The 14,271-nt window shown below is 62.6% G+C and carries 11 protein-coding genes and 3 pseudogenes; 9 read left to right on the top strand and 5 right to left on the bottom strand.

The window, feature by feature from the left end; all coding sequences use genetic code 11:
- Nucleotides 1-182 precede the first annotated feature (182 nt).
- The 3 genes and pseudogenes from ISN39_RS12870 to ISN39_RS12860 all read left to right on the top strand — a co-directional run.
- Nucleotides 183-794 (top strand): annotated as a pseudogene (locus ISN39_RS12870) (HAD-IC family P-type ATPase); the annotation flags it as partial.
- A 97-nt stretch (nucleotides 795-891) separates the two neighbouring features.
- Entirely contained in the window at nucleotides 892-1,389 is a 498-nt protein-coding gene (locus tag ISN39_RS12865; RefSeq protein ID WP_194727756.1) for an EF-hand domain-containing protein, read from the top strand.
- Between the two features lie 44 nt (nucleotides 1,390-1,433).
- The gene (locus ISN39_RS12860; protein ID WP_194727755.1) at nucleotides 1,434-2,168 is read left to right on the top strand and encodes a sulfite exporter TauE/SafE family protein; all 735 of its coding nucleotides are present in this window, start codon (nucleotides 1,434-1,436) and stop codon (nucleotides 2,166-2,168) included.
- A gap of 73 nt (nucleotides 2,169-2,241) precedes the next feature.
- Here ISN39_RS12860 and ISN39_RS12855 read toward each other — a convergent pair whose 3' ends face one another.
- Both ISN39_RS12855 and ISN39_RS12850 read right to left on the bottom strand, forming a co-directional pair.
- Nucleotides 2,242-3,075 carry a universal stress protein gene (locus ISN39_RS12855; protein ID WP_194727754.1) on the bottom strand — a complete coding sequence of 278 codons (834 nt, stop codon included), beginning with the start codon at nucleotides 3,073-3,075 and terminating at the stop codon, nucleotides 2,242-2,244.
- A 66-nt stretch (nucleotides 3,076-3,141) separates the two neighbouring features.
- Complete coding sequence (locus ISN39_RS12850; RefSeq protein WP_194730182.1) at nucleotides 3,142-5,823, bottom strand: HAD-IC family P-type ATPase; 2,682 nt, start codon at nucleotides 5,821-5,823, stop codon at nucleotides 3,142-3,144.
- Nucleotides 5,824-6,060: 237 nt separating this feature from the next.
- On the opposite strand from ISN39_RS12850, the pseudogene ISN39_RS12845 reads away from it, so the two are divergent.
- Both ISN39_RS12845 and ISN39_RS12840 read left to right on the top strand, forming a co-directional pair.
- A pseudogene (locus ISN39_RS12845) lies at nucleotides 6,061-6,385 on the top strand (TraR/DksA family transcriptional regulator).
- A 28-nt stretch (nucleotides 6,386-6,413) separates the two neighbouring features.
- Complete coding sequence (locus tag ISN39_RS12840; protein ID WP_194727753.1) at nucleotides 6,414-8,276, top strand: heavy metal translocating P-type ATPase; 1,863 nt, start codon at nucleotides 6,414-6,416, stop codon at nucleotides 8,274-8,276.
- Here ISN39_RS12840 and ISN39_RS12835 read toward each other — a convergent pair.
- Nucleotides 8,273-9,094, bottom strand: a complete 822-nt coding sequence (locus tag ISN39_RS12835; protein ID WP_194727752.1) for a universal stress protein — start codon at nucleotides 9,092-9,094, stop codon at nucleotides 8,273-8,275. The two genes, ISN39_RS12840 and ISN39_RS12835, sit on opposite strands and share 4 nt — an antisense overlap.
- 129 nt (nucleotides 9,095-9,223) lie before the next feature.
- Here ISN39_RS12835 and ISN39_RS12830 point away from each other — a divergent pair, with 129 nt between their 5' ends.
- On the top strand, nucleotides 9,224-9,682 hold the full coding sequence (locus ISN39_RS12830) for a pyridoxamine 5'-phosphate oxidase family protein (protein WP_194727751.1): 459 nt from the start codon (nucleotides 9,224-9,226) through the stop codon (nucleotides 9,680-9,682).
- Nucleotides 9,683-9,844: 162 nt separating this feature from the next.
- Here the strand turns inward: ISN39_RS12830 and ISN39_RS12825 are convergent, their stop codons facing one another.
- The gene (locus tag ISN39_RS12825; protein ID WP_194727750.1) at nucleotides 9,845-10,144 is read right to left on the bottom strand and encodes a hypothetical protein; all 300 of its coding nucleotides are present in this window, start codon (nucleotides 10,142-10,144) and stop codon (nucleotides 9,845-9,847) included.
- A gap of 163 nt (nucleotides 10,145-10,307) precedes the next feature.
- Here ISN39_RS12825 and ISN39_RS12820 point away from each other — a divergent pair, with 163 nt between their 5' ends.
- From ISN39_RS12820 to ISN39_RS12810, 3 genes are all read left to right on the top strand, one after another.
- On the top strand, nucleotides 10,308-11,291 hold the full coding sequence (locus ISN39_RS12820) for a zinc-dependent alcohol dehydrogenase family protein (protein ID WP_194730181.1): 984 nt from the start codon (nucleotides 10,308-10,310) through the stop codon (nucleotides 11,289-11,291).
- 107 nt (nucleotides 11,292-11,398) lie between these two features.
- The gene (locus ISN39_RS12815) at nucleotides 11,399-12,178 is read left to right on the top strand and encodes a trypsin-like peptidase domain-containing protein (RefSeq protein WP_246763198.1); all 780 of its coding nucleotides are present in this window, start codon (nucleotides 11,399-11,401) and stop codon (nucleotides 12,176-12,178) included.
- 124 nt (nucleotides 12,179-12,302) lie between these two features.
- Nucleotides 12,303-12,950, top strand: coding sequence for a BON domain-containing protein (locus tag ISN39_RS12810; protein ID WP_194727749.1), 648 nt, complete (start codon nucleotides 12,303-12,305; stop codon nucleotides 12,948-12,950).
- 343 nt (nucleotides 12,951-13,293) lie between these two features.
- On the opposite strand, the pseudogene ISN39_RS12805 reads toward ISN39_RS12810, so the two are convergent.
- Nucleotides 13,294-14,262, bottom strand: a pseudogene (locus ISN39_RS12805) (ATP-binding protein); the annotation flags it as partial.
- Between the last annotated feature and the right edge of the window lie 9 nt (nucleotides 14,263-14,271).

Raw genomic sequence — 14,271 nt, 5'->3', positions numbered from 1 at the left:
TTCGCTTGTCAAGGTGGCTGCATGTGTTCCACGGCTCGGCAGCGGAGCGGATGCAGTGGGCAGTCATCGGGGAGGAGCGGTCCATGACTGATCGTCACATGCACGAAGGCCATGCGCGCTCGCATGGCGGTCAACATCATCATGAAGAGAGGAAGCCCGCCGCGCGGGCGGTCGTCAAGCCGACGGTGATCTACGTCGCCGTTGACGGCAAGGTCGGCGGCCTTATGGCCATTGCCGATCCGGTCAAGGCGACAACGCCGGCGGCGCTGCGCTCGCTGAAGGAGGCGGACATCCGCGTCGTCATGCTGACTGGGGATAACAAAACTACGGCTCAGGCGGTGGCGAGAAGGCTCGGCATCGACGAGGTCGAGGCCGAGATCCTGCCGGAGGACAAGGGTAAGGTGGTGGCACGGCTTCGCAGCGAGAGACGGGTCGTCGCAATGGCGGGAGACGGGGTCAACGACGCGCCAGCACTTGCCGCCGCCGACATAGGCATCGCGATGGGCACGGGAACCGACGTGGCTATCGAGAGCGCGGGCGTCACGCTGCTGAAGGGCGACCTGCAGGGCATCGCCAGGGCGCGCAAGCTCAGCCATGCGACCATGAGCAACATCCGCCAGAACCTATTTTTCGCCTTCATCTACAACGCGGCGGGCGTGCCCATCGCTGCAGGCGTACTCTATCCCGCCTTCGGGCTGCTGCTCTCGCCGATCATCGCTGCCGCGGCCATGGCGCTGTCATCGGTCAGCGTCATCGGCAACTCGCTCAGGCTGCGCCGTTCGGCAATCGACTAGGTGGCCCGGCGGCGTATGCGCGGTCACGACATTTGAATCCATCCTGTTCCCACCTCGGGAAGCAGGCGCGGATAGACCCAACTAAAGGAGCAACGACATGGGAACGACAATTGCAAATGTTATCCTGCTGGCCGCGGCGATCGCCGTCAGCAGTGCAGGGCTCGCCCTTGCGCAGACGAGTGGGGCGGATCCCCATCATCCTGCGAACTCGGCGCAGGCGACCCAGCCGTCGGGAATGGAGGACACGACCGCGCAAGGCCAGGGCGCAATGCCGGGCGGATCAGGCATGATGCAGCCCGGCATGATGGGACAAGGCCAATGCAATACGATGCCAGGCGGAATGCAGTGCATGATGATGCAGCCAGGCGCAGCCGGGGGCATGCCGATGCAGCCCGGCATGATGGGGGGCATGCCGACGATGGGTGTGCGCGGATCCATGATGAAGATCATGTCCGCAATCGCCGACACCGACGGGGATGGCGCGCTGTCCTTCGAGGAGGTGACGGCGATCCACAGGCGGATCTTCGGTAGCGTGGACGCCAACAAGGACGGCAAGGTCACGCCCGAAGAAATGCAGACGTTCTGGGGACCGTAGCGGAGGCGACCCGAAGGCGCTGGCGCGGAGCCTCCGGAGGGTAAATGCGCCGAGTCCTTCTGACTTTGATCGGTTGCGCGCAGTCCGCATCGGTATCGGTGGTTTCCGAGCATGCGGTCTTCCATACGGCTTGTTCGGCGGCAGCCGGTCGGTCAGTCTCAGTCTGGCGGCGAACGCGTTTCGCAAATTTTGCCAGCCACGCGATCAAGGGTCACGTATGGTGGCGCTGCGCGGCCGTCTTCTGCGCACTCGGCGCCGTCGGCGGTTCCAGCCTCGGCAAGGCGATGGACGGAGATCGCCTGATCTTTTTCTTCGGGATCGTGATGGTGGTCGTTGGCGCTCTGATGCTGGAACCCCGGAAGGCGTTGGCCGTCGATTGCCGCCCGGTCGACCTCAGGATGTGCCTCGCCACCGCGGCCGTGGCACTCGCCGCCGGCGCTGCATCCGGTTTCTCCGGGATCGGCGGGGGCTTCCTGATCATGCCCGGCCTCATGCTGGCGACGGGCATGCCGATGATCAACGCGATCGGCACATCTCTCCTCTCCGTCGGTGCGTTCGGACTGGCGACCGCCCTGAACTATGCCAGTTCAGGCCTTGTGGACTGGTGGCTTGCCGCCGAGTTCATCGGCGGCGGCATTGTCGGCGGCGTTTTTGGCATGCTGCTCGCGACGCGGCTCAGCGCGTACACGAACATCCTCAACCGCCTGTTCGCAGCGCTCATCTTCATGGTTGCTGCTTACATCTTGTATCGCAACTGGGGGACGGTGGTGCCGGGCTAAGGCGACAAGCGAAGGGCTCTCGTCGTGTACTCCAGCACGGCCGCGCATGGAGCGCGGCAGTGTCCTTCCCCCCTCAATGCGCCATGAATATTGGCATGCTGCTTTGCTCGATCATGTTGCGCGTCACGCCTCCGAAGAGCGTCTGCTGCCAGCGAGGGTGATTGTATGCGCCCATGACGACCAAGTCGGCATTCACATCCGTCGCATGCTGCCTCAAGATCTCGTCAGCCCTGTTTCCGCCGCTGGCCACACGATCCACCTGAACCTTGACACCGTGACGGGAGAGGAAGCTCGCGATGTCGGCGCCTGGTTCTTCTCCATTCACCCGCTCTCGCGAGACTGGATCGACCATCGTCACGTAGACGCAGTCAGCCATCTTCAACAGATCTAGGGCCTGCCTTGCGGCACGCGACGCCTCGTCGCTCGAATCCCACGCCAGTACGATCGATTTTGAAGTTGAAGAGAGCGGCCGCCGTCCGCGGTTGATGATGACCGGCGTCGGCGTCTGGAACAGAGCGCCATCCATGACCCGTTTCTGCAGTTCCTCGTCCTTGCACGCTTGGCGGCCGACGAGAACGACGTCGGCATAGAGCGCCCGTTCTGCAATATCCTCCCGCGCAAAAGCATATTCCGTATAGACGTCCTGCACGTCGTAGGACAGGTCGGTGCGCGAAAGGTATGCCTTGATCTCTTCGGCTTTCTTGACGAGCTCTTCGATTTCGCGCTGGCGTTCTTCGAGCCAGACGGTCGACAGGGAGTTGTATTCTCCCATCATCGGCGACGCGCCCATGCAGATCACGACCGCGCTGAGATGCGCTCCGGAGGCTCCGCAAAACTCCACGGCGGCCTCCAGGTCTTCGTCGAAATATTTGGAAGTCAGAATGCTCAATACCGTGCGAATGGACATTTCGATCACCTCTCTTGTTGAATATTGAGAGGATACCGGCACCTGCGGCGACGTCTTTGATCTTCGTCAAGCAACACGGGATGAACGATCGCGGCGTTTCCGGGAGAAGAACTTGTCGAGTTCGCTCACGAGAACGAGGGAGCTCGCCACCAGCATGCTGAGACCCCATTCAAGCGGAGTGATGGGCGAAAGGCCAAGAGTTCTGCTGAGCCAGGGTATGTACATCGCAGAGATGTGGATCGTCTGGGCGGCGAGCACGCTGAGGAGCAGGAAGCGGTTTCGAAGGATATCGATGGAGAATATCGATCGTCTTTCGGAGGAGCATGCCAGAGTCTGGACGTTCTCGAACAGCACGAAGATGAGAAGCGTTATGTTGCGGGCTTCGGGAACGCCATATCCATGCGCAACCATCCACTGGAAGGCGAGGAACGCTGCCCCGCCGATGACGACCGTCGATTGGACGACGCGCCGGATCATCGTCCGGTCGAGGATGGGCTCGAGCGGAGAACGCGGCGGCCCCGCCAGCTCGTCTCCTTCCGGCCTTCCGCCCGCAAGGGCAACGTCCTGGATGCCGTTTGTCACGAGATTGAGCCATAAGAGCTGAACAGGGAGGAGCGGCATGGGCAGGCCGAACGGCAGCGCGAGCATGAAGAGCAGGACCTCGGCGGCGCCCGTTGCGACCGTCATCAGCACCACCTTGCGGATGTTGCGATAGGCCGCCCGGCCTTCGGCGATCCCCGTGACGATGGATGCAAAATTGTCGTCCGTGACCACGAGATCGGCGCTTTCCTTCGCCACCTCGGTTCCCCTGAGCCCCATCGCGACACCGACATGCGCCTTCTTCAAAGCCGGACCGTCGTTCACGCCGTCTCCCGTGACGGCGACGATGTGGCCGTTGCGGATCAGGGATCCGACGATCGCCGATTTCTGCGCCGGCTGCACGCGGGCATAGATGCGAGCTCCTCTCGTGATCTCGTCCAGGCGTTGGTCGCCCGCTCGTGCAGCTTCATCGATGTCGTGGCCCGAAACCACCTGGCTGGCGTGAAAGCTCAAACCGGCATCTCTGGCGATTGCGGCAGCGGTCCGCGGGTCGTCCCCGGTCACCATCACGACCTCCACGCCCGCCGCGCGGCATTCTTTCATAGCGTTCGGCACTTCGGGCCGGACCGGGTCCTGCAGTCCTGCCAGCCCCAAGAACACGAGATCGACAAGGTGACCGTGTCCGAGACTTCCGGCGAGCGTCGCGCCGACCTCTCCTTCGGCGAAGGCGAGCACCCTGAGGCATCGAGCGGCCATTTCTTCCTTCTGCGCCAAAAGCGACGCGCGGTCGATCTCGACGGCGCGGCCCGCGACGTCCATTCGATCCGCCATCTCGATGAGCACCTCCGACGCCCCCTTGACGAAGACATGGATCCGATCGCTGCCGTGGTGGAAAGATGCAGCGTATTTGTGCTCGGGCTCGTAGGCGATCCTTGCAGCCAGCGGGTATCGGTCGTTCAGCTCTTCCTGTCCCAGCCCCGCCTTTCGCCCCGCTGCAAGAAGCGCCACGTCGACCGTGTCTCCGGCGGCGACCCAGAGGTTGTCCCGGCGAACGAGGGTTCCTTCGTTTGCGAGCAGTGCAGCGCGTAGCAGCCTGCGCGCCCTCTCGCGGACCAGGTCGCCGTCCAGGCCGCTCGCCCTGATCTCGCACCTGTCGAGATCGGCATGGGCGTCCAGGGCGATGTCCGTGCCGTCCGGCAGGCGAATTTCGGTCACCGTCTGCACGTTGCTGGTCAATGTCCCCGTCTTGTCCGTGGCGATCATCGTTGTCGAACCTAGAGCCTCCACGGCCGGCATGCTTCGGACGATGACGTTGCGGGCGGCCATCCGCCGCATGCTGACGGCAAGCGCGACGGAGATGGCGATCGGAAGCCCTTCCGGAACAGCGCTCACTGCCAGACCTACGGACATCATGACAAGATCGTGCAAAGGGAGGCCCCGCAGGAAGCCTGCTAGCACCAGCACCAATGCTGCCAATCCTACGAAAACCGCGAGCGCGTTCGTGAACTTCGCTAGACGGGCGACGAGCGGGGGCTGCGACGAGCTGGCTCTTCCCAACTCGACGGCGATGCTGCCAAGCATCGTCGCGGGGCCCGTAGCGGTCACAACGCCTTTAGCTCGCCCGCGCGTCACCAGGGAACCTGCGAGCAACAGCAAGGAATTGCGGTTTTCATCCGACGAGCCTTCGACCGTCCGCCCCTTGGGGACTGGCATCGACTCGCCGGTCAGAAGCGACTCGTCGCACCGGAGGTCACTTGCATCGACAAGCGCCAGATCGGCAGGGATTCTGTCGCCGGATTCCAGAAGAACGAGATCGCCCACGACCAGCCGCTTGGCCTCGATCCTGCAAGCCACGCCATCCCGGATGACCCTGGCCGACGGCTGCTCGAGCTTTCGAAGGGCTGCGGCAGCTCGATCCGCAGAATACTCCTGATACGTGCCGATGGAGGCATTGATCAGAAGCACGACGAGAATGAACAGGGCGTCTTCGATCCTGCCGGTCGCAAACGAGAGCGCCGAGGCCAGCAAAAGAATGTAGATGATCGGGTTGCGAAATTGAACGAGGAATACCTTCAGCGGCGATGGCGGCTCAGGCTCGGGCAACGTGTTTGGTCCGAGCGCGGCAAGGCGTTCCTCGGCCTCGACGCTCGTCAGTCCGTTCGCCTTAGGCGTCGCGGGGGTGGGTGTCTGCGCCGTGAGATTCATGATGGGCTCCGGGCTTGTCGCAACGATTTCATTGAAAGCTCGCGCAACAGCCTATGAGCACCCGCGCACGCGGCATTGACCGGGATCAAGGAGCTTCGATCGGACTGAGATATGCTGCAGACGATTTGTGGGCCGCGGCATATGCGGCACAGCGTTTCGAAGGCGGTGCGTTTGGATCGGTGTTCCGACGACGTCGCGTGTGGACCCAGATTGATCCGGCAAGATTGAAAGGCGATTTAAATGAATAAAAGCTCGGTGCAGACCATGTTGCAGACGATGAAGGATGACCTTGTCCGTCGTCTCGGAGCTATCGATGCGGACCTCTGCGTCGCGCTCGAGAAGGACAGCGAGGAGCGCGCGACCCAGGTTGAGAACGATGAGGTTCTTCGCGAGATGCAAGCCGAGGGGCGCGACCAGATCGCAGCCATCGACGCGGCGATCGACCGGCTGAACGACGGCACATATGGACAATGCGCCAAATGGCCACCATCCAATCGGCAAGGAGCGGCTGACTGCCGTTCCCTATACGCCGTTCTGCATCGATTGCGCAAAATCGTTCCGCTAAGGCTTCTGGATTGATGGGAGGGTGAGAGGTGGCTACAGCGGCGGCTTGGTGGGCTGATAGGTGGACGCACCCTCAGGGCAGCCTCTCGCGTCTAACGGACGGGAGATCCCGGTCCGGCCTTCTGGTGCTGTCGTCGCTTTTTGCACTTATGATCGCATTTGCCTTCTATCTCGCGGGCAACGGCCTTGGATATAAGTCAATCCTCATCGGCTGCACCAGTCTGATTCTCGCGGCCCTTTGCGTTGAGATCGCCAAGAAGGTGCGAAAAGGGGAATACGGCCTGGACCTTATCGCGGCCCTGGCGATGGGGTCCTCCTTGTGGTTCGGCGAATATCTTGCCGGCGCGATCGTCGGTCTCATGTATTCCGGCGGTCAGTTTCTGGAGGCATACGCACATCGTCGCGCCGACGAGGGTATGTCGGCTTTGCTGGCGCAAGTTCCGCGGACGGCCCTGCGGCTTGCCGGAACCGGTTTCGAAGAAATTCCGATCGAGACGGTCGCGGTCGGCGACGTGCTCCTGATACGCAAGGGCGACGTCGTACCGGCCGACGGAGCCCTCGTCGGCGAAGTCGCGACGATTGATCAGGCGGTGCTGACCGGAGAGCCTTTCCCGGTGCGCATCGCCAGGGGTGGCAACATTTCGAGCGGCGCCACGAACGAGGGGGACGTGATCGAAATCCGCGTTCTAAGCCGCGCCGAGGACAGCACCTATGCAGGAATAGTCAGGCTCGTGGAAGCATCGAGGCGCTCCAAGGCGAAGCTGATGCGCCTGGCCGACAGGTTCTCGATCTGGTTCCTGTTCGCCACGGTAGCGATTGCAGGAGTCTCGGCATTCATATCCGGAGACATGGCAAGGATCGTGGCGGTGCTGGTCGTCGCCACGCCCTGTCCGTTGATCCTGGCGGTACCCGTCGCACTTGCGGCAGGTACTTCAAAAGCCGCCAAGGAGGGCGTTCTGGTGAAGGGCGCGGGACCTCTCGAGGCGCTCGCCCAGGCCACCGTGGCGGTGTTCGACAAGACGGGGACGCTCACTGCGGGACAGCCGGAAGTCGGCCACATCGAGGGACCGGAACATCCCGACAGGATCCTGCGGCTGGCCGCCTCGCTGGACCAGGCGTCGGGGCACGTGGTCGGACGCGCGCTGGTGGACGAGGCGCATAGACGTGGGTTGGTACTGAGCCGCCCATCGGAGGTGACCGAGACCGCGGGATCCGGAATTTCCGGGATCGTCGATGGCGTGCGTGTCGGCGTCGGAGGAGACACGTATTTCGGAGAGGGGCCGCCGTCCGGGCCTAACGGGGCAGGCAGCGCAATGCGTGTCAAGGTGCTGTTTGACGGCACGCCGGCTGGCACGATCACGCTCGAAGACCGGCTTCGCGAAGACGCTGTCCAACTCGTCACCCAGCTCAGGGCGTCAGGAATCTCTCGAGTAGTCCTAGCTTCTGGTGACGAGTTGGCTATCGCGACAGCCATCGCTCGCTCGCTTGGCTTGGACGACGTCGCGGCGAGGCTCGCTCCCGCAGACAAAGTCGCAGTCGTCGAAAAGGAGCGCGTGCACGGGAAAGTGCTGATGGTTGGCGACGGCGTGAACGACGCGCCAGCGCTGGCGGCAGCCGACGTCGGAATTGCGGTCGGCGTCGAGAACCTTGCGGCGGCCGCGGAGGCTGCGGATATCGTGCTCGTCCGGGACGACCTCACCAAGATAGCGACGGCGATTGGCATTGCGCGTCGTTCCCGCAAGATCGCGCTTCAAAGCATCTATGCCGGCATAGGTCTCTCGCTCCTCGCGATGGGGTTCGCGGGAGCGGGATACCTTCCGCCAGTTGGCGGCGCATTGCTTCAGGAGGCCATCGACGTGGCCGTCATCCTCAATGCCCTTCGCGCCCTCTAATGGGCGAGAAGCACCGGCAGCTCGGCCTTGACGAGCAGTTCCCGAGTCACGCCGCCAAGGATGAATTCACGAAGCCGGGAATGGCCAAATCCGCCCGCGACCAGGAGGTCCGCTTTTCGTTCCAGCGCGGCCGATTGGATGGCAGCGGTCGCGGTCTCTCCGCCTGCCTGAATCGATACGTCTTCCACGTCGAATCCCGAGTGCTTCAAAGATGAGATCAGTAGCGCGCGGTTGGCGTCGTCGATCTCCTTGTCGTCGGTGATCGAGATGACCTGCACCTTGGTCGCGCGCTCGATGAAGATGCGGGCGCAGGATAGGGCACGCGCCGCGGTGGCGCTGCCGTCCCAGGCGAAGGCGATCGTATCTACAAGAGAGCAGACGCTCGTCGTGGGAAATAGGACGAGTGGACGGCCGCTCCCGAACAGCAGCGTCTCGGAAAGCTGGCGGGAAAGCTCCGAGGCCTCGACGATGGACAGGTCGTGGCACCTGGCAATTTCGGAAAAGCGTTCATACACGAACGGCTCCTTGGCCTCGAATCCATGGATTCGCACCTGGACGCCAGTCTCCGAAACAGCGTGGGTGAGATGTTCCCGCAGCGAAGTCCCGCTGTCCCGGCTATATCGCTCTGCTTGTCCCCGCCATGTGTCGACATCGATAACGGTGGGAAAGGGCGGATGGACCTGGGGGATTCGGACTTGCGGGATACTGGCGACGAGATGGGCGTCATTCTGCCGAGCGAGGTCGATAGCATTTTCGATTATGGTGAAGGAACTCGCGTCGGGATAGGTCGACAATGGAAGATGGAACTGCGGCTTCATGCTGGCCTCCTGAGGTTAAACAGCCGTCATGATGCATGCCGCAGAGAGAGTTCGCATTGCGCTTTGTCAAGGCCGCGACGCAACGAAGCTCTTATGATCGTGCCTTCACTAGAGCTGGAGAACATGGCCATGACGATCAAGCTGACAGAGATCAACCCCGCTGAGTGCTACCGGATCCTTGAGAACGAGCGCTTCGGTCATCTAGCATGCTGCAAGGATGGGCAGCCTTACGTGGCGGCGATCTATTTCGCCTTTTCCAGCGGCGTCGCCTATAGCTTCACGATGCCCGGCAAGAAGCTCGACTGGATGCGAGCGAACGACAGGGTCTGCCTTCACGTCGAGCAGCGTTCGAGCGGCGGTGGGTGGACGAGCGTCGTCGTCGAAGGCAGGTTCGCGGAGTTTCCGGACAGCGACGCGCGAGGAAGCGAAAGGCTCCATGCATGGTCGCTTCTCCAAAAGTATTCGGACTGGTGGGAGATCGGCTCCATGAAGCCCCACGAACTCCCCATGGTCGATAGCTCTCCTCACGTCTTCTACGGCATAGTCGTAACGGCCGTGTCGGGACGGAGCGCGGTCAAGGCGGACTGATCCGCTGTCCCGCGCGTTGAAATCCCGAATTATAGGTCACGGGCTCTTACCTTCCACCTCGAAGCCGTTATTCGTGGCGGTGCGTAGGCGCGACCGTTTCGACGAGCTGTATCGCGTTGCCTGGATCCCCGGCCGATGGCGCAGACGATGGTGGCGAACATGTCAGTATATGTCCTTTCCAGACAGGCTGACGAACTCGGTGGTCAGTCCATCGCCATGCGCTTCCTTGAGCAGCCGATCTGCACTCATGATGTCGAGGCACATGGTGCCACTGAAGGATTGCCGCAGCGCGCAGCAGAAATGGTCTCTCGCCCACGCCAGGCCTCGCGGCGTCGTCGCCGTCACCTCCCAGCGATCCTCGTCCCGACGCTCGAGAACAAGGTCTGCGGACGTTCGCTCGACCGGAGGAATGATCGTGGCTACATCGGTTGCTCCCTTACGGGTCTTTTCTTGTTCGCGCATGTCCGTCTCCTTTGGACGAGGTCGTGGCGCTGTCCAGGAGCCTATCTGCCCCAAGGCATTTCGTCTTTGACGAGCATCAATCCGGATGTTTGACCGGAATCAAGTCGAGGCCGGGAAGGTGGTGATACGACTAGCGCAGTGGTATATGCCGATGGAGGGTAACGTGAGGGCGATGGTACTCGAACAGGTGGGGCGGCCGCTTCATCTCGTGGAGCGGCCGGACCCGCCAGCGCCGCCCGGCCAGGTCGTCGTCAAGGTGGAGGCCTGCGGCGTCTGCCGGACGGACCTTCACGTCTGCGACGGAGACCTCTCCCAGCCAAAGCTTCCTCTCGTTCCAGGGCATGAGATTGTGGGAACCGTGATCGCAACAGGCGAGGGCGCTCCTGCTCGACTTATCGGTCGCAGGGTCGGGATACCGTGGCTGGGCCACACCTGCGGGCACTGTGAATATTGCCGCGAGGGTCGCGAGAACCTGTGCGACGACCCTGGCTTCACGGGGTACACCATCGACGGCGGCTTCGCGACGCATGCGGTGGTCGAGGCGGGCTACGCGTTCGAACTGCCTGACGATACGGACCCGGTGGCGACCGCGCCTCTTCTGTGCGCGGGCCTCATCGGGTGGCGATCCCTGAAGATGGTGGGCGAGGGGAGGACGATCGGCATCTACGGGTTCGGCGCGGCCGCCCACATCCTCGTTCAGGTTTGCAAACATCGAGGTCAGAGCGTCTATGCATTCGTGCGCCCCGGAGACGAGGTCGGACGGAAGTTCGCGCTAGATCTTGGCGCCGTCTGGGCCGGGTTCTCCGGTGAAAGGCCGCCGGTACCGCTCGACGCCGCCATCATCTTCGCGCCGGCCGGCGAGCTCGTGCCAATGGCGCTCGACGTGGTGCGGAAGGGCGGAACGGTGGTCTGCGGCGGCATCCACATGTCAGACATTCCGAGGATGCCCTACCGCCTGCTCTGGGGCGAGCGGCGTGTGGTCTCGGTGGCGAACCTGACCCGGAAAGACGGAGCACAATTCTTCTCGATCGCGAAGGCGGCCGGCGTCCGATGCGTCACCAGTGTCTACGCTCTCGAGCACGCGAACGATGCCCTCGACGACCTGCGCGCAGGCCGCCTCACCGGCGCCGCCGTGATCGTTCCGTAGCCGACGTCCTCCTTGACGAGGATCAATGCGGATTGTCCGCGCAACACAGAAGCTTCTCCGTCACACGTCCGTCGACAGCCGTCGGCGCTTTCGCGAGGAGATCAGACATGTCCCGTTCGTTGCAAGCCTTGGCGGCGCTCTTCATCGCAGGTGAAAGCCTGCTATCGGTGCCCGCCGTCGCAAATAGCCTGTCCCTCGCGCCGATGCTCCAGCGTGTCGTGCCGAGCGTCGTCAGCGTCTCGGTGCAGGGCAAGGAACTCGACGACGCGGATGCGACGCTCGCCGATCCCTTCTACAGAAAGTTCTTCGGACTCCCTGATGACGCCGCGCCGACAGAGCACGGCTTCCAATCGGCCGGCTCGGGGGTAGTCATCGACCAGGTCCACGGGTACATCGTCACCAACCAGCATGTCATAGAAAGCGCCTCCAAGATCGAGGTGGCGCTCTCCGACGGCCGCCGCTTCAAGGCGAAACTCGTCGGCGCCGATCCCGAGACGGATGTCGCTGTCGTTCAAATTCCACCCGATCATCTTGTCCAGGCCGATTTCGGAAGCGCGTCGTCCCTGCATGTGGGCGACGTCGTGGTCGCGATCGGGAATCCCTTCGGGCTGGGCCAGACCGCCACGATGGGCATCGTCAGCGCGCTGGGACGCCGCGCCGTTGGATCGGAGGGGTACGAAGGATTCATTCAGACGGACGCGTCGACCAATCCCGGCAACTCCGGCGGCGCGCTTGTAAACGAGGACGGCGTCGTCGTCGGGATCAACAGCGCGGTGACGGACGTCGGGCAACTGCTCGCAATTCTCGTGAAGGAGCATGCCCGCGCTCTCGTCACCGTCGTGAGGAACGGCCATCACCTCTTCGTGGCCGACGTGCAGACCCAGTAGCAGCCCCGTAGACGGTGTTCTGTCCGCCGAAATCTCAAGGTCGCTCTCGTGCTTGATGAAGATCAACGACGAAATTCTACGGCGCTGGCACGGTCGGCACGTCGCAAACCTGAAGGAGGTTGTCATGAACGACATTCATCTCAGACAGAGCATTCTCGACGAAATGGAATTCGAGCCCAGCATCGACGCGGCTGATATTGGAGTCGCGGTCGACAGCGGGATTGTAACCCTGACTGGTCATGTGCGCACCTACGCGGAGAAGGAAACAGCCGAGCGGGTGGCCAGTCGCGTCAAGGGCGTACGCGGAATAGCTGCCGAAATTGAAGTGCGAATCTTCGGCCCCAAGGAAACAGGCGACGACGACATCGCCCGGCGGGCTGTCAAGATGCTCGACTGGAACGTCTCCCTGCCAAAGAATTCGGTGCAGGTGCGGGTCCTCAAGGGGTGGGTCACCCTGCGGGGCGAGGTCGAGTGGCAATATCAAAAGAACGCAGCTTACGACGCAGTGCGCGATCTCGCCGGCGTGGTGGGGGTATCCAACCTCGTGGAGCTGAAGCCCCGCGTTACGGCCGTGGACGTCAAGAAGCGCATAGAGGATGCGTTCCAGCGCGACGCCGCTCTTGAGGCCGATGCAATCAGGATCGACGTCAAAGGCAGAAAGGTTATCCTCTCCGGCAAGGTGAAGACCTGGTCGGAACGGCAGGCTGCGGAGCGCGCTGCATGGTCCGCTCCGGGGATCAGCACTCTCGACGATCGGCTGACGGTCGGGTGATCGAATATCGGGCGGCTGGACGTTAGCCGCTCCGCTCACTCAGCAGCAAGGGCGCCGCTGCGAGCGCCCTCGCATACGCCACCAATCCCGAGATCGAAGATCAGAGCGTCTCTTCGGCCTTGCCCGACTGCCGCGTCAATCTCGTCTTCGAACGAACCTTCTGCCTGCCAATGCAGAGCTCCGTCGCGAGCGTCGGGAACGTACTTGTTGTCCGGAGAGCCGATCTATCAGTGGGACGTTGACTGGATCTTCTACGAAGACGGACACCGACTCGATGTCGCGTATGCGAATTGCGACAGTATGATCCTTCTCAATTCCTCTAAGTTGAGTTGGAATCCCGCCGTCACGCAGGATCGCCACCATGTCTCGCGTCGAGCAACAGCCTGAGGCGGGTCGACATCTCCGACGCCGTGTACGGCTTCTTTAGCCAGCCGGCGCCTGCTTCGATCTCCTTCTCCGCAGCATGGGGCTCCGAAAAGCCCGACGTGAGGAGAATTTTCACCCTCGGCCAGCGCTCGCGGACCTTCCGGGCCAGTTCGTCGCCGTTCATTCCCGGCATAGCCACATCACTGAACAGGAGCGCAACGTCATGCCCCGCCTCCAGCTCCTTCAACGCGTCGATCCCGTTCGTAGCTTCGATCACGAAGTAGCCAAGCGTCTGCAGACGGCTGACCGTCACTCGGCGAACTCTCGCGTCGTCTTCGACCACGAGAATGGTTTCGGTTCCGCGAGACGGGGCGTCCTTGGCCTGCTGCTCGTCCGGATGGGAATCCTTTCCGGCGTCGGCGCGTGGAAGAAAGAGGCGCACCGTCGTCCCCTCGCCAGGTTCGCTGTAGAGCTGCAGGTGCCCTGCGGATTGCTTTGCGAAACCGTAGACCATGCTGAGTCCAAGCCCCGTTCCCGAGCCCGTCGGTTTGGTGGTGAAGAACGGTTCGAAAGCCCTCTCCATCACCTCGGATGTCATTCCGGTGCCGGTATCGGTGACCGAAATGAGGACGTATCTGCCGGGGCGGATCGCCGGGTACATCCCGACGTAGTCGGAGTCGATCTCGACGCCGGATATCTCGATCGTCAGACGGCCCCCGGCAGGCATCGCGTCCCTAGCGTTGATCGAAAGGTTGAGAAGCGCGCTTTGGAGCTGCGCCTTGTCTGCCATTGCGCTCAGCCGCCGTCCAGGAATGATCGTCCGGAACTCGACGGAGTCGCCGAGCGTTCGCTGGACGAGGTCTGAAAATTCTCCAAGGAGGGCGCCGACGTCCAGCACCTTCGGTGCGAGAGCTTGCCGCCTTCCGAACGCCAGAAGCTGCGAGGTGGGTGGACG

The organism is Rhizobium sp. 007, from assembly GCF_015353075.1.
Lineage (GTDB): Bacteria > Pseudomonadota > Alphaproteobacteria > Rhizobiales > Rhizobiaceae > Rhizobium.
The sequence above is the reverse complement of the archived record's forward strand: the minus strand, read 5'-3'. Positions and strand labels throughout refer to the sequence as shown.